General features: G+C 70.1%; 16 protein-coding genes and 1 CRISPR repeat array. Of the genes, 4 read left to right on the forward strand and 12 right to left on the reverse strand.

Translation table 11 applies throughout. The features are described from left to right. Positions 1 to 6: 6 nt before the first annotated feature. Together OC439_RS27885 and OC439_RS27890 are read left to right on the forward strand one after the other, a co-directional pair. Positions 7 to 312: a hypothetical protein gene (locus OC439_RS27885; protein WP_262016023.1), complete on the forward strand. Its 306-nt coding sequence runs from the start codon at positions 7 to 9 to the stop codon at positions 310 to 312. Further along, positions 309 to 1,625: a hypothetical protein gene (locus OC439_RS27890; protein ID WP_262016024.1), complete on the forward strand. Its 1,317-nt coding sequence runs from the start codon at positions 309 to 311 to the stop codon at positions 1,623 to 1,625. Before OC439_RS27885 ends, OC439_RS27890 begins: the two co-directional genes overlap by 4 nt. Positions 1,626 to 1,785: 160 nt before the next feature. Here the strand turns inward: OC439_RS27890 and OC439_RS27895 are convergent, their stop codons facing one another. The 11 genes from OC439_RS27895 to OC439_RS27945 all read right to left on the reverse strand — a co-directional run bounded on the left by OC439_RS27895 (position 1,786) and on the right by OC439_RS27945 (position 13,768). Beyond that, positions 1,786 to 2,373, reverse strand: a complete 588-nt coding sequence (locus tag OC439_RS27895) for a hypothetical protein (protein ID WP_262016025.1) — start codon at positions 2,371 to 2,373, stop codon at positions 1,786 to 1,788. A 78-nt stretch (positions 2,374 to 2,451) separates the two neighbouring features. Then, a complete protein-coding gene (locus tag OC439_RS27900) occupies positions 2,452 to 3,576 on the reverse strand; it encodes a hypothetical protein (RefSeq protein WP_262016026.1) in 1,125 nt (374 codons plus the stop codon). Beyond that, positions 3,573 to 5,633: a methyltransferase, FxLD system gene (gene fxlM / locus OC439_RS27905; RefSeq protein WP_262016027.1), complete on the reverse strand. Its 2,061-nt coding sequence runs from the start codon at positions 5,631 to 5,633 to the stop codon at positions 3,573 to 3,575. Before fxlM ends, OC439_RS27900 begins: the two co-directional genes overlap by 4 nt. A gap of 9 nt (positions 5,634 to 5,642) precedes the next feature. Beyond that, positions 5,643 to 6,929 carry a lanthionine synthetase C family protein gene (locus OC439_RS27910; RefSeq protein WP_262016028.1) on the reverse strand — a complete coding sequence of 429 codons (1,287 nt, stop codon included), beginning with the start codon at positions 6,927 to 6,929 and terminating at the stop codon, positions 5,643 to 5,645. Next, entirely contained in the window at positions 6,926 to 10,033 is a 3,108-nt protein-coding gene (locus OC439_RS27915) for a lantibiotic dehydratase (protein WP_262016029.1), read from the reverse strand. The genes OC439_RS27910 and OC439_RS27915 overlap by 4 nt, the downstream gene beginning before the upstream one ends. Positions 10,034 to 10,130: 97 nt before the next feature. After that, entirely contained in the window at positions 10,131 to 10,289 is a 159-nt protein-coding gene (gene fxlA / locus OC439_RS27920; protein ID WP_187692502.1) for an FxLD family lanthipeptide, read from the reverse strand. Between the two features lie 83 nt (positions 10,290 to 10,372). Continuing rightward, positions 10,373 to 11,071: a GNAT family N-acetyltransferase gene (locus OC439_RS27925; protein WP_262016030.1), complete on the reverse strand. Its 699-nt coding sequence runs from the start codon at positions 11,069 to 11,071 to the stop codon at positions 10,373 to 10,375. 14 nt (positions 11,072 to 11,085) lie between these two features. Continuing rightward, positions 11,086 to 12,579 (reverse strand): APC family permease, encoded by a 1,494-nt coding sequence (locus tag OC439_RS27930; protein ID WP_262016031.1) that lies wholly within the window; start codon positions 12,577 to 12,579, stop codon positions 11,086 to 11,088. 36 nt (positions 12,580 to 12,615) lie between these two features. Beyond that, positions 12,616 to 13,353 carry a GOLPH3/VPS74 family protein gene (locus OC439_RS27935; protein ID WP_262016032.1) on the reverse strand — a complete coding sequence of 246 codons (738 nt, stop codon included), beginning with the start codon at positions 13,351 to 13,353 and terminating at the stop codon, positions 12,616 to 12,618. Beyond that, positions 13,350 to 13,583 (reverse strand): hypothetical protein, encoded by a 234-nt coding sequence (locus OC439_RS27940; protein WP_262016033.1) that lies wholly within the window; start codon positions 13,581 to 13,583, stop codon positions 13,350 to 13,352. The genes OC439_RS27935 and OC439_RS27940 overlap by 4 nt, the downstream gene beginning before the upstream one ends. Next, entirely contained in the window at positions 13,580 to 13,768 is a 189-nt protein-coding gene (locus OC439_RS27945) for a hypothetical protein (RefSeq protein ID WP_262016034.1), read from the reverse strand. Before OC439_RS27945 ends, OC439_RS27940 begins: the two co-directional genes overlap by 4 nt. 563 nt (positions 13,769 to 14,331) lie before the next feature. Between OC439_RS27945 and OC439_RS27950 the strand changes: the two genes are divergently transcribed. Next, the gene (locus OC439_RS27950; RefSeq protein WP_262016035.1) at positions 14,332 to 15,567 is read left to right on the forward strand and encodes a helix-turn-helix domain-containing protein; all 1,236 of its coding nucleotides are present in this window, start codon (positions 14,332 to 14,334) and stop codon (positions 15,565 to 15,567) included. Continuing rightward, positions 15,564 to 16,265: a creatininase family protein gene (locus OC439_RS27955; RefSeq protein ID WP_262016036.1), complete on the forward strand. Its 702-nt coding sequence runs from the start codon at positions 15,564 to 15,566 to the stop codon at positions 16,263 to 16,265. The genes OC439_RS27950 and OC439_RS27955 overlap by 4 nt, the downstream gene beginning before the upstream one ends. Positions 16,266 to 16,365: 100 nt before the next feature. After that, positions 16,366 to 18,955: a CRISPR direct-repeat array (repeat unit 28 nt; unit sequence GGATCACCCCCGCGTGCGCGGGGAGCAG). 335 nt (positions 18,956 to 19,290) lie between these two features. On the opposite strand, the gene OC439_RS27960 is transcribed toward OC439_RS27955, so the two are convergent. Continuing rightward, complete coding sequence (locus tag OC439_RS27960; RefSeq protein WP_262016037.1) at positions 19,291 to 21,390, reverse strand: N-6 DNA methylase; 2,100 nt, start codon at positions 21,388 to 21,390, stop codon at positions 19,291 to 19,293. Positions 21,391 to 21,459 lie beyond the last annotated feature (69 nt).

Raw genomic sequence — 21,459 nt, forward strand, 5'->3', positions numbered from 1 at the left:
CAGGCTGTGGGCAAGCTGGAGCGCTACTTCGATGACGTGGCGCGGATCAGGGCCGAAGGTGTCTCCACCAACGGTTGGGTGACGGTCGTCCGCGGCCACGACGGGGATCTCAAGGTCGACATTCGGCCCGGCATGCTGCGCCGGTGCAGCCCGGACGAGGTGGCATCGGAGATCCGCACGGCCCTGCTGGCCGCAGTGGCTGATCACCGCCGGCAGTACCGGCAGTTGCGCGTCGACTACTTCGGCTCGCCCGTCGGGGTGGAGCTGTTCACGCCGGCCGAGTCACCGTACGGGGAGAGAAGCAGACCATGACCACGGACACGTCGGCTCTGCGGGTCGAGTCCCGGGCGCTGGTGGCCTTCGGTAAAGAGCGGTACGAGGATGCCGTCACCTACAGCGCCGTGCGCCGCTACCTCGGCGACATCGGAGCCATCCCGAGCGCGGCCTGGGGCACGCTGGAGGGCATCTCCGACAAGCTCAACCGGGATTGGGCGACCGCCTTGGGTAGCCGGTTGTCCGAAGCGAACATCGCCCGTAACGAGATGGAGCGCATCGCCGATGGACTGATGCAGATCGCCGCCGACTACGAGGGCACCGATCTGGACATCTCCACTGACTTCGATGTATTCAACCGGGACCTGGGCCCGTACCTGCCGCTCGGCGACGGGTACGGCAACAGCGTCCGTGTGCGCCCGGGCGGCGCCGGCATCCTCTCCCAGCCCCACGACCGCAGGCTTCCCGACGACCAGCCGGTGTTGGTGATCCCCGAGGGCAACGACCGGCTCGGGGCCACCCGCAACGAGCGGCTGCCGCGGACCCGGGAGGTGGAGGAGCCGATCACCATCGGCAGCACCGACGGCAACAACCTCGGCTTCACCGGGGGCCGGACCACCTACTACGAGAACGGTGAGGGTGACCGTCTCGACACCTTCATCCACGAGCACCGCGACACGCTGCTCCAGTTGGAGGCGATCCTGATCGAGCTCGGCACCGGCGACCGCCTTCCCCTGACCGATCTGATGGTCCACGCGTGGCGTTCAGCGCCGAAGGTGATCTGGAACCGGGCCGACCTCGTGCACTCGGCCGCCGGCACCTACGCCGAGCTGCGGGCCGAGATGGACGCTGAGCTGAAAAACCTCAAGCTCTACTGGGACGGCAGCGCCGCGCAGGCGTTCGGCCAGTACGCCGATCGCGCTTCCGCCTACCTGCTCCAGCTCGAGACCCACGCGCGGTGGCTGGCTGAGGAGGGCAAGAAGGCCGCCAGCATGCTGGAAGGACTGCGCAACGCGTACGCCAGCCTCGGTTACCAGCACATCGGGACGCTCATCGACGTCCTGAAGGGTTACATCGAGGCCGTCAACGGGCTCTTCTCGTCGTGCTCGAACCCGGAGGCGGCGGTGCAGAAGGCGGTGCAGGAGTTCGTCACGTTCCTGTTGGTCGCGGAACGCCAGTACGTCGAAGCGATGGCAGACCTGATCAAGATCGACGAGCAGGAACGCAAGGAACGGCCCGACCTCGGCACCCGCGGCCACAACACGACACCGTTCCCCCAGGCGGAGGTGGGCGGCACCGCCTGGCTGAACGGTGGCGGCTGGAGCCCTAAGCCCGACCGGCCGGCAACCTGACGTCGACGCCGTGGCCTGGGAGGTCGGGGAGCTGCGATGGCGCACCAGCAACCTCGGTCTGGCGGACAACGGTCAGTACCGATCGCCGGTTGTTCTGGCTTCACGATCCGACCTGCAAGGAGTCGGAGAGTGACTTGGGCAGCCACGACTCGCCGGTGACTCAGACGACCGGATCACTAGCCACCGCGGTTTTTCGATCCTCGGGCCTCTCGGTCAGCCACTTGGACATCTGCCACTCGTACGGCGCCGAGGACTCGTCGAACTTCACACCCAGATCCCGGCGAGCCGCAGTGTAGAAGCGACCCCGTGCTTGGCCGGTAGCCCGAACCGCCTCGTTCCACGTCAGGTCGCTGGTCTGGCCCAGCGCCAGTCGCATGAGGCGAAACGCCACATCGTGCCATTGGCGAGCAGCTGCGACCACAGCATCGTCGCCCAGCATCAATACCGCCTCCCACCGGGTCGTCCGTTCCTCCTCCGCCATGAGGAGATCTGCTTCGGTGATCTCTCCACCGAACCAGAAGTCGTCCTCATAGACACCCCGTTTGGCAGCGAGGCGCACCGCGACGGAAATGACCCGCTTGACGGCATGGGCGTAGTCCGTGTACGCGGCTATCCGCCGCTCATCCCAGCGAGCCGCCTGCTGACGGCGCCAACGACTCCGCTCCTGGACTGTCGTTGTGATGTATGTGGCCAGCGCACCGATGAGTACACCGATAAGGGCGGGCAATTGCAGCAGGAACAAGCGCATGCCGGATCCAATCTCGGAGAACATAGAAGGTGCTCAGTGTGTCCGGTCGGCACAACCCGTGGAGGGCCCTCGCTGTAGTCAGATCTCGACGCCAGAGGGATCTTCATCCCCTTGCGGACAGCTGCTCAGCAAGGTCGCGTGGCACAGGGCCAGGGGTCTCGAGAGACGCTCCTCCACCCGTGCCGGTAATTTCCCGAGGTCGAGGCCGCCGTTCAGCACGATCCCCGCAAGCTGCACTGCCTGGCGGTGGCTGATGCCTGCCGCCATACCCTGGTGGCGGAGGATCTCCTGAGCGACTCGCGCATCGCCCCAGGCGGCGCAGTTTGCGACCAGAGTCGCAGCGAGACGCAGCAGCGGTGCATCCGCTGTTCCGCCGGCTGCGTCGATGAGCGTCATGCCGAGGCGGGCCTGGAAGATGGCGAGAGGCCTCGCTGGCTGCATTCTGAGGTAACCGTCCACCGCAAGCCTCAGCTGTCCCTCGGAAGACCTGTCACACAGGTAGGCCAGGCATGCGGTGACTGCGTCCTCCCAGGGTTCGCCAGGGGCGGTCTCCGCGACCATCGAGCGGGCCGATGCGGTGTCGCCAGCCGCCAGGCGGGCGATGATCGCCACCTGGCGTCCGTCGAGCATCCGCTGGCCGATGCCATGATGTCGATCGAGATGTTCATACGCCTCGCTCCACCGGCCCGCGCTGGCCAGCGCACGGGCACCCTCTGCGACGAGCACGCTCCACAGCCATCGCCTGACCTCGCGGTGGTCGTCCTCACCGCGAGTCAGCCGGCGCGCCGGCAGCGCCTGGCCGTCGATCACCGCGTCCGTCCGTGACGACACTGCCTCGAAGAGACTCGTGAGGAGTCGAAGGGCGGCGTCGCCGTCGCGGTCGCGAATGTGCAGCCGAGCGAGATTGACCAAGGGCTCCAGCGCGTGGCGTGCCGCCTGCGCGTCCAGAGGAAGGGCCTGCAGGTACGCGGCGGCATGCTCGTGGCACCACCGACGGGCCAGATCCGGCTGGCTGCAGTCCGAGGCGAGGAGAGCGGCCTGGTTGTAGACGGCCGAGGCCGCGGCTCGGTCGTCCTCTCGGGCGGCGCGATCCGCCAACGCGCACAGATCGTCGATGCGGGCGGCCAACGGTCCGGCGATGGGCCGTGGTCGCGCGACCAGTGGGAAGCGCCGAAACAGCGCGCTGTCCGACTCCACGGTCACTGCCAGGTGACGGTGATGGGGTGCTGCGGCCGGGGAAGGACGAAGCGTCCGGCCGAGGGGTCCGCCTCGACGGGAGCGTCGGGGATCTCGAAGCGGACGCGCCGGGAGCGATAGGTGGCATTCCAGACGCGGATCTCCTCGCTGACGAGAGCCGCGAGACCTGCGCCGTCCGGGCCATGACCGATGACGCCTACCTCGTACAGTCTGCTGTCGCCGGGTCTGGTCGGCGTTGGCCTGATGGTGAGGTAGGCGAGGTCGGCGCCGCGGGTGGTGGCCATCGCGCCCCACGGGAACATCGGGGTGACGGCGCCGCGTTCGATGGCTGCGGGTTGGACGTTCATGCGCATGATGGCGTTGTCGAGCCGGCAGGCCAGCCAGAGGTCCATCCACTCGTACGGCACCATCGGTGGGAAGAACACGTCTGTCCAGATCTTGCGCCGCTCGGTGTCCAGCACGCCGGCCAGTGCCGCGGTGTCGACGTCCTGTTCCTTGTGCACCTGCAGGATCACGTCCTGCTCCGGTGTGATCGGTACCTGCCGGCGGGCGTCGTCGCCGATGCCGCGCAGCGGCATGAAGACGGCCAGCTCGCTGCCCTGGTCGCGCCATCCGCCGTCGTGCCGCTGGAAGATGATCGAGCGGGAGGCGGCGCCACGCAGGCGCAGCGGTACGACGAGTCGCCCGTCCGGGGCGAGCTGCTCCAGCCACGCTGTCGGGGTTTCGTAGGCGCCGACTGTGGCGATGATCCGGTCGTAGGGTGCGCCGTCTGGGCAGCCGAGCGCTCCGTCGCCGAGGATGACGTCCACGTTTGTGACGCCGGCCGTGGCCAGGTGCTTGCGGGCCCCGTCGACGAGGTCCTCGTCGACGTCGAGGGTGACGACGCGTCCGTTGTCGCCGGTGAGGGCGGCGAGCAGGGCGGCGTTGTAGCCGGTGCCGGCGCCGGCTTCCATGACCCGGTGGCCGGGTCGTACGTCGAGTTGTTCGAGCATCATGGCCACGATTCGTGGCTGTGAGGCGGCGCTGATGGAGGCGCCTCGGCCGTCGGTCTTGGTGTAGACGGGAGCGTCGGCGTAGGCCTGTTCCAGTGGTACGCCGGGTAGGAACAGGTGCCGCGGGGTGGCGCGGATGGCGGCCTCGACGCCGGGCGTGCGGATGATGTTCTCGGCGCGAAGTGCGTCGGTGAGCGCGGCGCGCAGGTCGGCGGGTTCGCTGGTCACTCGATCGACGCTAGTGCTCGTGGGCGTGGGTTCTGCGATCGACACGGTGCTCCTCGTGGTGTGGTGGAAGACGTTGCGGACCGCGAGCGCGGCGAGGGTGGACTGGTCCTGAACGGACAAGCCAGATCGGTTGGCGTGGAAAATGACGTGGTGTGCGATGACGGCGCGTAGCCCCCGTCGGAGGTGGCCGTGTCGGGCGAGGTCGGCGAGTGCCTGGCCGGCGGTTGCGAAGGCGTCGAGCCATGGGCCGAGGCCCACGAGTGGTCCGCCTGTCTTCGCGAGGCTGTGGGCGTCGACGGTCATGAGCCGATTGATCGCTCGGGCCAGTTCGGCGGCCCGCTCTGGCACTGCGAGGCCGGGGGAGGGCCGGAGGTCGGCGACCTTCGCCCAGGTGTCGCCCTGCTCGTACCAGTCCAGACCGGCGGCGCGCATCAGGACGCTGCACAGCAGCACGGCGAGCTCGCGCCTTCCCAGCGTGGTGGCGGGAGGCAGGTCGAGTAGCAGGTGCCGGCTGTCCTGATGAAACAGCTCGTGGGCTACCTGCATGCCGGCCGACCCGCCGAAGGCCAGGGTCTCCGGTTCGTAGACGCCTCGGGTCCAGTTGGTGATTCGGTCCTGGCCCGCGAGTGTCTCCAGCAGGTCCTCGACGCGGTGGGAGGTCGGGTCGTCGGCAAGGTAGCGCCACCGCCAGGCGGGGTACTTCCGGACGTACCACCACCCGTGCAGCACGCTCTCGTCCTGCGCGGCGGCCAGCGCCGGGGCCAGGACGGAGACGGCGACGTCCTCGGCTGCGGTGGGGTCGGGGAACTCGACGGTGTACTGCCGCCAGGCGGGCGTTGGCATTCGACGTCCTTACGTCAGGGGATGGGCGATGGGGGCGGTGAGCAGGCAGGCGTCCCAGGAGCTGGTGTGCGCGCCCGCGCTGCTGCAGCTGAGGGCGGCCAGCGCGACGCCGGCGGCGCCTTCGAGCAGGCCGGGGCTCGCGGCGACCAGGGCAACTGCGGTACGTCGAGGCCCGGCGCCGCCCGGGTCGAGCGCGCCGAGAAGCCGAGGGACCAGCACGCCGAGGGTCCCGGCGGTGTCGGGCAGGGCGTCGGCGGCCATCCGGTGCGCGATGTGGGCCAGGCCGGCGTGGCCGTGGCAGAGCGACGGGTCGGTGGTCGCCGCGAGCTGGCACGGGTCAGCGAGAGCGCGTACGAGTGCGTCTTCGGCGGCGGCGCGGCGGACGGGATCGTTCAGGGCCAGGGCGGCGAGTTGCTGGGCGCGCGCCAGGCCGGCGGTGCCGTAGCACCAGGACGGCCGCTGCACGCGGTGGACCTCGGCGCGGTCCGCCCGGAGTTGCGGTCTGGTGATCCAGTACGGCCAGAGCGGACCGGCCGTGGAGTCGTGGCACCATCGGTCGAGCCAGGTGCAGATCGTTGCGATGGCAGCGGTCTGACCGTCGACGGCAATGCCGTGCAGGGCCGCGAGCGCCAGTAGCGCCAAGGGTCCGGCGATGCCGTGGGCCGTGCCGTTGTTGCCGTGTCCGCCGGGGAAGCGGGAGTCGGCGCGGCCGGAGGGCCCGCTGCCGGTCCACCAGCCTGGTAACACCTCGCTGCCGGCGCGGAGTGGCTGCGTCAGCCGGACCAGATATCCGAGCACCATGGCCAGCGCCTCACTGTCGGGTGCTCGGCGGAGCAGGTAGGCGCCGATCCCGGCGAGCCCTCGGATGGCGTCGAACTCCGCGAGCGCCGGTAGTTCCCCATCGTCGATGCGGGCGTGCGCGGCGGCCACGCGGCGCCGGGCGTCGGCGACGATCGCCCGGTCGAGGTCGTCGAGCGCGCGGGCGTAGGTGCCGGGCTGGTGAGCGGCGGCGCAAGCGAGGACGTGGGCCAGCGCGGGCGCGCCGTGGAAGGGGTGGCTGTCGGCGCCCGTCGTTACCGGGCCGCTGCTAGCGGCGGCGAGCCAATCATGAGCACGTTGCCAGGGCCTTAGCCGTGCCGCTGCCAGCTCGACGTGGAGCAGGGCGATGCCGGGTACGCCGAGGGCGAGTGACTGCTGCCACCAGGGTTGCCGGATCGGCAGCCGTGGGTCGTCGGGATGGGCGAGCAGATCGGCGACTGCGACAGCGAGGTCGTGGCTCTCGTACGGAAGGGTCATGGCCGGCTCCGGGCGAAGTAGGCCAGGGCAGCGGCGCGGGCGAGGTAGCGGCACCGGTCCTCGTCGTCGAAGTCGATGCCGACCGCGCGGATGTAGTGGGCGTGCATGAGGGAGCCCAGGACGTCGTCGCTGTTGATGCCGTCGGTGTGCGGTCCGGGTAGGTGGGTCCGGTAGACGGCGAGGGCGATGTCGCGGTTCTTCCAGGCGTCGACGATGGCGGTGCCGCCGGGGACAGCGCGCAGTGCGGCCCAGTCGTCGCCGGGGTGGGCGAGTCGTACGGCTTCGTGGAACAGCGGCCGCTCGACCGGCTGCGGCGCGGTCGGGGGTATGTGGTCGATGAGCCAGCGCATGCCGGCGTCGACGTTGCCGGTGTAGGCGACGGGGATAGCGGCGATCTGCGCGGCGACGAGTGCCTGTCGGCGCGGGCGGACGGGCTGGCGTAGCTGCGTCAGGACGGCGTGGGAGTCGGCGATGAAGACCGCCTCGGCGGCCTGCATGGCCGCACCGGATCCCCACCGCCCGGTCTCGGGGTAGGAGGTGGCGTACTGGATCTCCCGCAGCAGGCCACGTCGGCGTAGGTCGTCGGCCCATGCGCTGACACGTCCGGCGGCCGGTCCGAATGCCGACGGGTCGGGCAGGGCGATGCGGAGGCGGAGGTGCTGTTCGGGGTCGCGGAACCGGAGGAACCACCAGTCCGGCGGCACCTCCCACTCGGAGAGGAGTCGGGGTAGGTGCTCGGCGAGAAGGAGGTCTTGTCGGCGGACGTCTCCGTAGAGCTTGGCGAGCAGCAGCGGAGAGGCGGCAGGGCTCAGGCCTTGGTCTCGTCCGATGACGCGGGCCGGCGTCGGTGTGGGCAGGGGCGGCCAGGGTGGTCGCTCAGTGGCGTGCAGCGTCAGGATGACCTCATGCGGACGGCCGCCGGACCAGCCGAGGTCCTGCGGGGTTGGTGCTTCCACGAGGACCGCTCGCGGTGCGGCGAGTAGGTGAGTGCGCAGCAGGACGCGGTGCGCGGACTCGTCGAGGTCCAGCGGCAGACGCCGGTCGGCTTCAACCAGCTGCACCAGGCGGGGCAGGCGCCGGCGTGCCCGCCAATGGTCGAGGGCGTCGTCCCAGGCGTACCAGGGCTGCCGCCGGTCGGGCAGCTCGATAGCTTCCAGCCGCCAGGTGGCGGGGGCGAGGATCGCGCGCCCGTAGCGGATGCGGGGAAGGAACGGCAGCTTGGCCCGGGCGGCGGCGCCCCAGTCGAAAGCGGTGACCTGGGCGCACTGGGCGCGGCCGAGTTCGATGAGGAACCGGGCCAGTGGTGGGGTGTGGGTGCGCAGGTTGAGCGCGTGCATGCCGACGGCTTCGAAGCGGTGGCCCTGGTTGGGTGCAGCGAGGTACATGCGTCGGCCGTCGCAGCCCACCGCCAGGTCGTCGACGGTGAGTACCGACCGGTTCGGGCGCCGGTGCTCGGCCAGGCTGATGACAGTGGGCAGGATCTGCATGGCGCGGGTGACGTGGGCGGTCGCGGGATCCAGCGGCGGGAACGACATCTGGGCGGGCACCGTGTCGTGATCGGCGGTGGGCAGGTCGGTCAGGCCGGCGGCCAGCTTCGCCGCGTCGACCGCCCGCAACACGCTGAGGAACCGGCCGGTGAGTCCCCCGGCGCCCCGCGACACGGAGGTGACCTCAACGGTGAACCTGCCGCGCGCCAGGTCGGCGTCGCCGGCGGCGTGCACGCGGACGCCCGTCTCCAGGTGTGCCGGCAGCCGCAGCCGTGGCGGCCCCAGCTCCAGTTCTGCGATCAGCTCCTCGTCGAGCAGCACCTCGTCCGCGCCGTCCAGGGCGGCGCGCTGGGCGAGGGCGAGGAGCAGCTCGTCGCGGCGGGACAGGGGTGATCGTGGCTCGTCTGCTGGGGTGCCGGGGTATCCGTCGGGGAAGCCGATGCCGCTGTCCGGGTCGACGACGTCGCGTACCGGCACCAGCGAGCCGATCCCGTACCGTTCGTAGAAACGCTGGTGGTAGGCGCGCCAGGCCGCGGTGCCGTAGGGGTGGGCGCTGAGCCGGGTCAACGCCAGGGCGGCGCGTTCCACCTCCCGCGCCACCTGATCGGGCAGCGTGACCGACGCGTCCAGCCGGAGATCCACCGCGAGAGGCTCGTGGACGGAGACGCCGAGGGCACGCATCCGGGAGGTCACCTGGGCGCGGGCCTCGCGGCCGTCCGCGCCTTGGGCGGTGCGGTGGCGTCGTAGCGCGATGTGGATGTCGCGCAGGGCGCGGACCAGGTCGGCGACCGCCGCGATGCCGCCGGCATCGACGTCGTCGAGCTGGAGCAGCAGGTACGCCAGGGCGTCGGGTTCCGTGCCGGGCGCGCGCAGGCTGGTGATCAGCGCGCCGCGGGTGATCAGCTCGGCGAGCATCCCCTCAACGGTCGCCGGTGCAGCGCGCGGGAACGCGGCACACAGCTGCGCGGACAGTGCTTCCACCCGGATCGGGGCGTGGGCGGCGGTGATCGCGGCGCGGACCGGCGCGGTGTACCGCAGCGACACCTCCACAGCCGTCGTGCCCTGCGGTCGGGCGTCCGGCTGGTAGGGCAGGACGAGCCGGTCGTCGCGTACCGTCATGGTGTTGTTCGCGACCACCGGGAGCCGGGCGACCAGGTCCGGGCATCGTTCCAGGTGGGTGATCACGTCGGCGAGCCACGCGGCGCCCGCCCGGGCGACGGCCTGGTGTGCGGTGCCCCACCGGCTGGGCGAGCGTGACCCGAACACGGCGGGTGCCACCCCGGCGAGGAGACCGAACGGGGTCGGCCGGCCGCGTAGGCGCTGCGTGTAGCGGACGACCGCCTGGATAACCCGCCGGGTCTCCCGGACGGTGAGGGCCTCGCCGGCGCACAGCCTGGCGACCTGCGCGGCGAGTACCGGGCTGGCGTGGCTGATCGCGTTCACGACGGTCTCGTTCGTCCACACCTGCCGCAGCCATGCCACCCAGCCGGGGACGAGAGCGTCGCGTGGTTCGGTCAGGTCGGGCCACGGCGGCAGGTCGATGTCGGGGTGGGCGGCCCCGCGGACGAGCGCGGCACCGGTCGACCGGTATGCCGGAGAGCCTGTGGGAGAGCGCACGCTGCACCTCGGGTGGATGTCGGTCGGGGTGCCGGCCGGCGCGGAGAATTGGGGCGTGTTGCCGCGCCGGCCGGCCTTTCGGGGGAGGGTTCGTCGGTCAGGCGACGTTTGTGGTGCAGGCGGTGCAGGTGCTGCCGCAGCCGTCGTCGGTCAGGTTGACCAGGCCGGCGACGTCCGCCACCTCCAGCAGGCTGACGTCCAGGTCGAAGTCCCCGCCGTCGGTGGCCGTGGTCTGCTCCGCGGTGCTGGTGGACATGTCTTCCTCCCATCTCGAGATCTCCCCGGGCCGCGGTGACCCGAGGTGGTGCCGGGTGGCCGCGTCCCGGTGACGCGTCACCCCTACCGCCCGATGCGGACGGAGCTTGAAGCGGCAGTCGGCTGGGTTCGCCGACGTGGTCGTTGCTCGGTGTCGGGAAACGCCGCCGTGCCGGCGGCTCCGGCCGGCCCGCGCCACATCCGCCAGATCGTGGGTCCGCTGATGGGCAGGATCAGCGGCGGTCCAGCCCGGTAGCCGAGCCGCAGGTACAGCCTGCGGTTGCGCATGTTGCTGGCCTCCAGGTAGGCGGGCAGCCCCAGCGCGTCGAGCCGGCGGTGATAGCTGTCGAGCAGGGCGGTTCCGACGCCGGAGCTCTGTTGGTCGGGGCTGACCGCCACGTACGCGAGGTAGTGGTGCGGTTCGCGGGGGTGGAACACGTCGAACATGGCCTCGATGAGGGTGAACTTCGGCGCGTACGGTCCGGTGGCGGCTTCCACCGCCGCCTGGTGCTCCGGCGGCGCCGCGGGTGGAGGTACGGGCCAGGCGTACCAGATCGCGACGGCGGACCGGTCGGTGGTGGTGTCGACGTGGCCGTGGGCGAGACCGTGACGCAGGACGAGGGTGAAGTACCGGCGGTAGACGGCGCGACGGTCGTCATGGTCGGGGACCAGCCAGTCGGCGACCGGCCCGTCGAAGAACGCGTCGACGAGTACGGAGACCAAGGGGTCGATGTCGGCGGGAGTGGCGCGACGGATGCTCACGCCGGTGCTGGGGACGGTCATGGTGAGCTCCTTGTTCAGACCGGCAGGCGGAAGCTGTCGGTGCGGCGCAGGGGCGCGGTGGCGCTGTCGGCGCCGAGTCCGATGGCGTCATAGACCTGCGGCCGCGTTGCGCGCAGGACCAACGCCCAGGCGGTGCCGGCGAGGGCGGCGATGGCGTAGGTGGCCGGGAAGAGCCAGCGCAGCGGTGAGTGCGCGTCGACGCCGAGGAGGATGTCGAACTCTCGTAGCGTGGCGGCGAGGAACCCGGTCAGCGTGAGCGTGGCGAGCAGCGGCGCGACGAACGCCGGCCACCAGCCTTCGCCGTGGGCGATGCGGGCGAAGAAGCCGATCACGGCGGCGGAGGTGATGGTCATGAGGATCAGGACGCCGAGGCCACCGGTCACCGTGACCCAGAAGAACAGGTGCACGATCGGGTCCGCGCCGGCAGTGGTGTAGGCGATGAGGACGATCACCGCGAGGACGCTCTGCAGGATCGAGCCGACCTTCGGGGCGCCGGTGCGGCGGCTGGTCCGGCCCAGTACGCCGGGCAGGACCCGCTCGCGGCCGAGAGCGAACAGATACCGGGCGACGGTGTGGTGGAAGCTCAGCAGCGCGGCGAACAGGCTGGTGATGAACAGGACCCGCCCGACGGTCACGATGCTGGACCCGAGGTGCGGTGAGACGAGGTTGAAGATGAGGTCGGTGCCGTCGGTGCGGGCCGCATCGACGATCCTGTCCGGGCCGGTGGCGACGGACATCGCCCAGGCGGACAGGCCGTAGAGCAGGCCGGTGGCGGCCACCGCGATGTAGGTGGCCCGCGCGACCGTCCGGCGCGGGTCACGGGTCTCCTCGGAGAACACCACAGTGCCCTCGAAGCCGACGAAACCCGTGATGGCCGTGACCAGTGCGGCTCCGATACCCGCGGTGAGGATGTGCGACGGGGCGAGGGTGTCGAAGGTGACCGTCCCGCCGGCGGGGTGCCCGACCATCACCGCGTCGAAAACCAGCGCGACCGCGCACTCGGCGACGAGCATGACCGCCAGGACCTTGCCGTTGAGGTCGATGCGCAGCACGCCGAGCACGGCCACCACGGCCCACCCGATCAGCGCCGGCACCCACCAGGTGACGTGCAGGCCGTACTGGTCGCGCAGGAACGTCGCGAGGACCGCGCCGAACCCGCCGTACAGGCCGATCTGCATCGCGTTGTACGCCACCAGCGCGACCATTGCCGCGCCGACACCGGCCGGACGGCCGAGCCCTCGGGTGACGTAGGTGTAGAACGCGCCGGCGTTGACGATCCGTCGGGACATGGCCACGAACCCGACCGAGAACAGCGCCAGCACGGCGGCGACGACAAGGTACGCCACCGGAATACCCGCCACGCCGGTGACCGCGTAGCCGGTGGTCGCACCGCCGGCGACCACCGTCAGCGGCGCGGCGGCGGCGATGACGAAGAACACCACCGAGGGGATCCCGAGCCGGCCGCGCGCCAGAACCTCGGAAACAGTGTCAGTAGTCGAATGCGACATCAGGTCTCTTTCACGAAGAGTGGATGGGTGTTGCCGTCAGGAGGTGCGGTGGCTCAGCACCGTCCCGCCGACGACGCTGCCGAGATCGGCGAGCAGGTCACGCAACGGCGGCCACGACTGCTCGACGAGCTGACGAAGGTGCGAGCGCACCGCCGGCGACGCGCCGTCGAGCAGCGTCGTGTCCAGCTGGGTGTGCAGCGCCAGGCCGGCCAGGGCGAGGTCCACGCCGTTCAGGCTCCGGCCGTTGCGCAGGTGCTGGGACAGCCGCGCCCACGACCAGGCCGCGGTGTTGATGTCGGTCGGCACGTACAGGGTCCGTTGCCGCCAGAAGGGGCCCGCCTGCTGCGGCCGCACCAGGCCCGACTGCCACATCCGCTGGGCGACCTGCTCGTAGGCGGACGAGCCGAGGAAGGCCAGCCACACCCGGGTCGCGGTGTGCTGCTGCTCGGCCGCGATCCGGTCCAGGACCAGGTGCTGGAGCCAATCCTGCGGCGGCCGGATGTCCGTGACGCGCACGTGCCCGCGCTCGAATGTGATCCGCCCGCCGTAGTAGAGCTCGACGAGCAGCCCAGCGGCCAGGCCGTGCGCCAGCGCCGAGTCGAACAGCCGAGGGCGACCGGTCCGGTCGTCGTGGCACATGAAGAAGAACTCGTCCGCGATCCGGTTGGTCCGCTCGGAGGCGGCGCCGGCGGGCACCGGACGGGGGACCGGGACAGGCTCGGAACGGACATACGGGGCGGCGTGCTCGTCAGCGGCGCCGAGGGCTGGATTCACCGCGGCCGGCCTTCCTGAATCGTGTCGTCTACGGGGTCGAGAAGCTGGAGCTGTACGAGGAGGCGACGGCCACCGGGATGACGGGACAGCTCCTCCAGCGCCCACTCGTTCTGGCGACATACGCCGTCGTGGCACTGAAAGCAGGCTCCGCCCTCCTTGTGGGCGAGCACGGTCCGGCGAGCCGCGTCGAAGCGGTTGACGGGACGGTCGCTCTCCTCGGCGCCGGTCACGGGGCGGGGTCGCGGCAGGGCAGCGAGGCGGCGGAGGTGCGCAGCGCGGACCGAAGCAGGCGCCTGCTGCTGCATTCGTGGTCCGGCTCGTCGCGAAGCCGGGCGAGCATCGCCGTGCTGGCGATGCCGAAAGGCGCGAAAGACTGATGATCCTGCCCGGAGACGAACCATTTGATACGCGTCATTCCGTCACCTCCTCGTGGGATGCGCGGCCGGGCCTCTCCCGGCTCCGACTACGCACCTCGGTTGCTGGGTGCAGGGACCATTCGAGCGCCGGAGAGGCGCCGGTCCCGCACTTGCTGGTGCCTGACCAGCCAACGAAAGGTGGATCGGTGTCGGGAACGGTCGGGATTGGATCTACGACACTGCGTTGACATGCTCGGTCTACTGATCAGGAGGGTCCTACTCCTGGAAGTCGACCGCGCCTGCGGCGAGACGCTTCAGGGCTGGCTGCCGTGCCGATCGGCACGTTGAGCGACGGAAAGAATGTCGGAGGATTGTCGGAATCCGCCGACCCCCTTACCGACAACCCCAGTGACGGGATCCCCTGAAATCCGTCACGATCCGACCAACAACGCGCACGCTGCTCGTCGTCATCCGGGACGAGGGCGCGGGAACATCAAGGGCCATTCGCTGGCGGCCGGAGCGCATAGGCTACTGGCAGGCTGTTGAGTTCCAGCTCGACCGAGGAGCAGCGTCGCTTGCTGCCGACATTCGCAACCGCTGAGGAGAAGGGTGCCAGCTGCCGATGAGCGACGTAGACGGTTGGCGGACGCTGGGCGTCCGGCTAGCGCAGCTTCGACGCGCCGCCGGCTACAACCAGCACTCCTTCGCACCCCTGACTGGCTACGCCCGCAGCACGATCGCGAACGTCGAAACCGGCCGGCAGAGGGCGCCGCGTGAGTTCTGGCAGCGCTGCGACGAGCTCCTCGGGGCAGCCGGCTCACTGCTCAGCCTCTATGACCAGGCGATGCGCCAACAGCAGGCTCCGCCTCCCATGCCTGAGGAAGCGGAGCTCGAAGCCGTCGACACGCATGCTGCGCCCACCGCGGTGGCAAGAACGTCGACGAGTCCTGTTGACCCCGCCATCGTGCCGCACTGGATGAGCATGCTCCGCATCCTCGCCGCTTCCCACGACGCGTTCGGCCCACGTCGGCTCCACGACGTCGTTCGGGGTGAGCTGAACATCATCCGAAGGCATCGCGCGGGCTCAGCCGGGCAAACCCTGCGGGAGCTGCTGCGGGTCGAGTCGCGGTGGGCGGAGTTCGCCAGCTGGACCGCCGACAACCTCGGCGACAGCCAGGATGCAGCGTACTGGTTGCGGCAGTCACTATCGATGGCCCGAGAAGCGGCTGACGGCAGGATGGCGACCTACGTCCTCATGCGGCAGGCGCAGCGCGCTGTCGAGAGAGGGGACAGCGCCCAAGCTATCGCCCTCGCCGAGTTCGCCGATGCCAGGAAGGAGTCGACAGCCCGTGATCGGGCGCTGTGCGCTGTCCGAACCGCCCAGGCCGCCGCGCTCGCTGGACAACGAGCGCGCTGCCAATCCGCGCTGCAGAAGGCGCATTCGCTGGTAGGAGCTGCCGACGGTCTCGACGACCCAGACACCATCGGCCTGCACTGCACCCGCACCTACGTGCTGGCGTACGAAGGGCAATGTCATCTGATACTGGGCCAGGCGAAGCAGTCCATCGCTATTCTTGAAGCTGTGCTGAGGGCCTGGCCATCCGCGTACCGGCAGGACGAAGCGCTCGCCCGCGCCTGGCTCGCAACCGGCTACGCGAACCTCGGTCGAGTGGATGAAGCTGCTGACCAGGGCGAGCAGGCGCTCACTATCGCACTCGATGCCGGATCTATCCGTCTGATCAAGGCGCTGAGTCGTGTGGAGCACGAGCTCAGGTCTCGACGAGTGACGGATGAGTCGCAGCGTTTCCGCGACCGACTTGCCCTTGCGGATCAAGTAGTCGGCAGAATGGGCCAGTGAACCTATGGACCACAGCAACGACCACGGAGGCCGGCCGCCACGCCGCATCAGTAGCCGTTCTGCCAGTCGGCAGCTTTGAGCAGCATGGTTCCCACCTCCCGCTGGCCACGGACACGATCGTCGCCAGCGCGATCGCCGCAGCCGTGGCTGATCGCTACGATCTGCTGCTACTCCCACCGATCACGATCTCCTGCTCACACGAGCACGCCGCCTGGCCCGGAACGGTGAGCATCTCCGCACGCACCCTAGACGCGATCATCACCGATGTGAGGGAGTCGCTTCAGCGCTCGGGCGTGGAGCGCCTCGTGATCGTGAACGGTCACGGCGGGAACTACGTGCTCTCGAACATCGTGCAGCAGGCCAACGTCACCGGACCTCAGCTCGCGCTATTTCCGAATCGGACAGCCTGGGAGACTGCATGCCAGCATGCCGGCATCGTGAGCACCCTGCATGACGACATGCACGCCGGGGAGATTGAGACCTCGATTCTGCTTCACGTGGCGCCGGAGACTGTGCGCGACGGCTACGAGCTGGGCGATCACGTCGCCGAGCATCCGCACCTGCTCACGCTTGGAATGGGCGCTTACACCGAGTCCGGGGTGATCGGACGTCCCTCACTCGCAGCGAGTGGCAAGGGGCAGCGGATCGTTGAAAGCCTGAGCGCTAGTTTCCGGAACACATTGGACTTGTTGGTGTAATACCTGCATCTTGGAGGAACAGAATTCGACGTGGTGAACGATTTAGCCCTGTGTGCGCGGGGAGCAGTCGCGGCGCTCCGCGTTCCCCGTCTCGGACGGGGGATCACCCCCGCGTGCGCGGGGAGCAGGCGCTGGCCGGCCTGTTCCTGCTCGATGAGCAGGGATCACCCCCGGGTGCGCGGGGAGCAGTGCACGGCCGGCCAGGCCTGGCCGCGGTTGTCGGGATCACCCCCGCGTGCGCGGGGAGCGGATCTGCCCCTCGACCGCGGTGATCGTCTTGCCGGGATCACCCCCGCGTGCGCGGGGAGCAGGCGAACGGCTACTTCACCCCCGCTGTGGAGGGGGGAGCACCCCCGCGTGCGCGGGGAGCAGGTCGGCAGGTGCGTCGACCACGCGCCGTCGCGGGGATCACCCCCGCGTGCGCGGGGAGCAGGCCACCGCCGGCGGCACGTACACCGGGCTGGACGGATCACCCCCGCGTGCGCGGGGAGCAGCCGCCTGCGGCTCGCCGGCGAAGCACCCCGTCAGGATCACCCCCGCGTGCGCGGGGAGCAGGTGGTGGACGTGAACGTGAACGGCGGAACGATCGGATCGCCCCCGCGTGCGTGGGGAGCAGGCGCTGGAGCGCACGGCCGACGTGCTCGACCGGGGATCACCCCCGCGTGCGCGGGGAGCAGAGCACCGTCGGGTCGAGCATCCGCATCGGGTCGGGATCACCCCCGCGTGCGCGGGGAGCAGGGGACCGCGGAAGGCGGTCCAGGCGTACCTGGAGGATCACCCCCGCGTGCGCGGGGAGCAGGTCAAGGAGACGTACCGGCAGACCATCGGCATGGGATCACCCCCGCGTGTGCGGGGAGCAGACCGTCACCCCCGACCCGGCGAACCCCGGTCGCGGATCACCCCCGCGTGCGCGGGGAGCAGTCATCGACTAGGCGGGCCATCCAGTCGTACATGGGATCACCCCCGCGTGCGCGGGGAGCAGTCCGCCGGCCGGTACGTGGTGCAGGTGGAGGCGGGATCACCCCCGCGTGCGCGGGGAGCAGTCCGGGGTGCGCTACTCCCCCGAGGCGGGCTTCGGATCACCCCCGCGTGCGCGGGGAGCAGTTCCTGGTCCTGTCCGCGCTGGCCGGGATCGCGGGATCACCCCCGCGTGCGCGGGGAGCAGGGCACCTCCAGGGCGCGAGCCGCAGCGGACACGGGATCACCCCCGCGTGCGCGGGGAGCAGACCAGACCACCAAGGAGGCCTGATCATGTTCGAGGATCACCCCCGCGTGCGCGGGGAGCAGATCCGGCGCGGGTTCCAGCGATTGCCCTGGACGGGATCACCCCCGCGTGCGCGGGGAGCAGGCCGCGGTGAACTGGGCCCGCGCGTACAAGGAGGGATCACCCCCGCGTGCGCGGGGAGCAGCTGCACCTGCTCACCCCGGCCGACACGCCGTTCGGATCACCCCCGCGTGCGCGGGGAGCAGGTCCGGGAGCCGGGCCGCTGCCGCTGCGGGCGGGGATCACCCCCGCGTGCGCGGGGAGCAGAGCGCCGCCCCCTTGCCCGCGCCGGCCGCGTCCGGATCACCCCCGCGTGCGCGGGGAGCAGCTCTCCGAGCCTGTGGAGCCGGACGCGGAGTCGGGATCACCCCCGCGTGCGCGGGGAGCAGGGTGCCCGGGCGCCCTACATGCCGTGGCTCGACGGATCACCCCCGCGTGCGCGGGGAGCAGAGCGGCGACTCGTCGCACCTGTTCCACACCCACGGATCACCCCCGCGTGCGCGGGGAGCAGGCGGCCATGGGCGGGTTCGTCGTGTGCGTGGCGGGATCACCCCCGCGTGCGCGGGGAGCAGACCTCGATCGGCGTGGCCGGCGGGGTGGTCGGGGGATCACCCCCGCGTGCGCGGGGAGCAGGCGTTCGCCGAGATCGTGCCCGAGAACTGGAAGGGATCACCCCCGCGTGCGCGGGGAGCAGGTGTCACCGGCCAGGGTGCCCGCCCACGCCACGGGATCACCCCCGCGTGCGCGGGGAGCAGGTTTTCTGAGTGCTGGCTGTGAATGGTTGACCTGGATCACCCCCGCGTGCGCGGGGAGCAGCCCGGCGGCAGGGTGCGGACGAGCTTCACCCACGGATCACCCCCGCGTGCGCGGGGAGCAGCATGAGCCGCGCGACGAGGTCGACGCCGGGGACGGATCACCCCCGCGTGCGCGGGGAGCAGGGCATCGGTGCGGGCCAGGCCGTGGTCGACGCCGGATCACCCCCGCGTGCGCGGGGAGCAGTTGAACGGGATGGTCTTGCCGCCGGCGGGCACCGGATCACCCCCGCGTGCGCGGGGAGCAGGTGGCGGCGCCGACGATGCGGTACACGGCCCGGGGATCACCCCCGCGTGCGCGGGGAGCAGTCGCGCACGCGGACAGTCAGGCGACCGGCCACCGGATCACCCCCGCGTGCGCGGGGAGCAGGCCGCGGGCTCGCGCGCACCTCCGCGGGCATGGGGATCACCCCCGCGTGCGCGGGGAGCAGGGCCAGCGTCCACTCCTTGTCGACACCCATGACGGATCACCCCCGCGTGCGCGGGGAGCAGGATGCCCTTGGTGTCGGCCAGGTCGATGAGCGCGGATCACCCCCGCGTGCGCGGGGAGCAGAGCGTCGCCTTCAGGCTGGCGATCTGTTCGTCCGGATCACCCCCGCGTGCGCGGGGAGCAGACTACTTGACCTGCGGCGCTAAAGATCGACTCCTCGGATTTCGTTCACAAGGGCCCGCAAGATCATCCTTTCGGCGCCGGCTGACCATAGGAGGCCGGTACTCGCAATAGAGTAGTTGGTTCGGCCGACCCAGGGCGAGCGGCGGACACGACGACGACTGGCGGTAACAGGGGGCGCGCCCAGGCGCTGACGTCCTGGTAGGGGCTGCCGATTAGCCAAGGGGGGCGATGTGACGTGTGGAGCCGTCGCACCAGCGTGCTGAACTCTGGGACACGTCGGACTGCGGCAGCTGCCGGCGAAGCCGTTCGCCGCGGCCTCTGGAGCGCAGCCGCTGTCTATCGGCAGGTCTCCTCGATGTCGGGGAGTTCGAGGTTCCCGCCGAAGAGGTTGTCGCCCACTTCCCGCGCCAGTGCCGCTCCGGCCTTCGCAGTCTCTTCAAGGGCCGTACGGAAGTCGACGAGCTTTCGGAATGCCTCGCCGTATGCCTGCTGCTGGGCCAAAGGAAGCACCGGGATGGCTAGGCGCTTCACGTCGATGCGCACCGAGCCGGTGGAGGCTCGGCCGGCGACCCGCACGTTGTCTGTAAGGGACAGAACACCCGCGATGAACCAGGGGTCGAAGCGGGCGTTGTCGACGCGTACGAGCTGAACCCCTGGGCCCAGTGCCGCGCCGATCTGCTCTGTCGTGGCGACCCGTGCATGCACCTTCGTGCCGATGGCTGGCATGAGTATGTCGCCGGCGTGAACCAGTGGCGATGCGTCGTCGGCGTCACGGCTTGTTGATCCACTTGCGGGGCTTCCGCTGATGATGTCGGCGGCGGTGAGCACCGAGGAGGTGACGGCGCTATGACTGGCTTGTCGGCGGCTGGTCGCGCGAAACACGGAGATACTGCCCGAGCGGATCAGATCGGCAATGTCGGCGTGCGGCGCAGCGCGTAACGGTGCGACCTGCGCACCTCGTACCGGGGGCAGGTGGTCTCGCAGTTCACCCAGCAGCCGTTCGAAGCCTTCGATCCGGCGGATGATCTCGTTTGGATCGGTCGGCAGCGTGCTGGCGCGTGGCAGGTAACGCTGGGGCGTCAGGTCGACTTGATCGTCAAGCGTTTCGATGACGGGTACGGTGCGGCACACCCCCGGTTCGTCGACATGCTCACCTGACAGGTACGCATGCCAGGCCGGCTCCACGGTGTTGAGGAGGGTGCGGTCGGGCAGTGCGGCTGTGGTGTCGACGACCAGAAGACCGCCGGTTGGTGGCAGATGAGCATCGGGTTGCGTGAGGACCCAGATGTGCAGACCGATGGCGGTCGGCGGCATGAGGCCGGCTGGTAGGGCGACAACGGCGCGAAGAGCCCCGCGGCGGATGAGCTCGGCACGGACGCGGCGCCCGGCGGGACGCGACGCAGCGGCAGGTGGCATGAGTACGACGGCGGTGCCGCCGGGTGAGAGGTGGGCCAATGCGTGCTGGACCCAGGCTAGTTCGGGCTCGGTGCGCGGAGGTAGCCCGTAGACCCAGCGAGGATCGTAGGCGAGCCGATCATGGCCCCAGTCGTGGATGCCGAACGGAAAGTTGGCTACCACGACGTCGGCTCGCAGATCGGTGAACGCGTCTGCGAGCAGACTGTCGCCCACATGCACCACCGGTGGACCACTGGGGATCCCCGCCTGTTGAGCGCGTAGTTGGACGAACCAGAGACGGAGAAGCGTGATCAGCGCGTATTGAGGCTTGATCTCCTGCGCGTAACAACGTACGTCGTTGCCTGCTCGCAGCGCCTTGTCGGCAGCCATGCGCAGGAGCGACCCGGTGCCGCTGGTGAAGTCGAAGATCCGGGCGCCGGAGCCGGTGAGCGCAAGCATGACCTCGGCGACGCTGTCGGGGGTGCCAGCCAGTCCGGACATCGAGTTGGCAGAAGTGACATACCGGTTGTGCAGATATTCGAAGGCTGCTTCCGGAGCCTGCTCCGTGGCGAATTGCCGCACGGCTTCCAGTACGGCGGCAAGTTGTGGTGTCCACTTTGCGGGTAGACCTTGGTCGATGGCGTCGGCGAGGTTCTTGTCCAGGGCACGTAGGCGGGCGACGAGGCGCTTCGGGTCAGGCAGTGCTTCCTCCGCCGATTCGCCCTGCCGGCGCACGAGGAGATAGGCGCCGGCGATGGCGAGCGCGTCGGTCATCTCCGCCGCCGGCTGGTAGCTCTCGATGTGTTGCCAGGCCCGTTCTCCGGCATCCGCCTGGTGTAGTCGTCCGTGCTGGAGCAGCCACTGCTCGACCTCATGTGCGTCGAAGGACGGGCTGCTCGGGGTGCCGCCGATGGGGGCCGGGAAGTCGGCGTACCTGCGGCGCCAATTGCTGACCGCCGCACGGCCGACGTTGGCGAGCCGTGCGATGCCGCTGGCGGTCAGGGTGGTCTGTCCGCGGAGCGGGTCAGCCTGTGTTGTCACACGTGAACGCTACCATGCGGGCAGGGCTTGTGTATCGCGTTCACAGCCGCTACTTTGCTCCATGTTTGA

The sequence above is a fragment of the Micromonospora sp. Mcm103 genome, from assembly GCF_024519755.1.
Taxonomy (GTDB): Bacteria; Actinomycetota; Actinomycetes; order Mycobacteriales; family Micromonosporaceae; genus Micromonospora; species Micromonospora aurantiaca.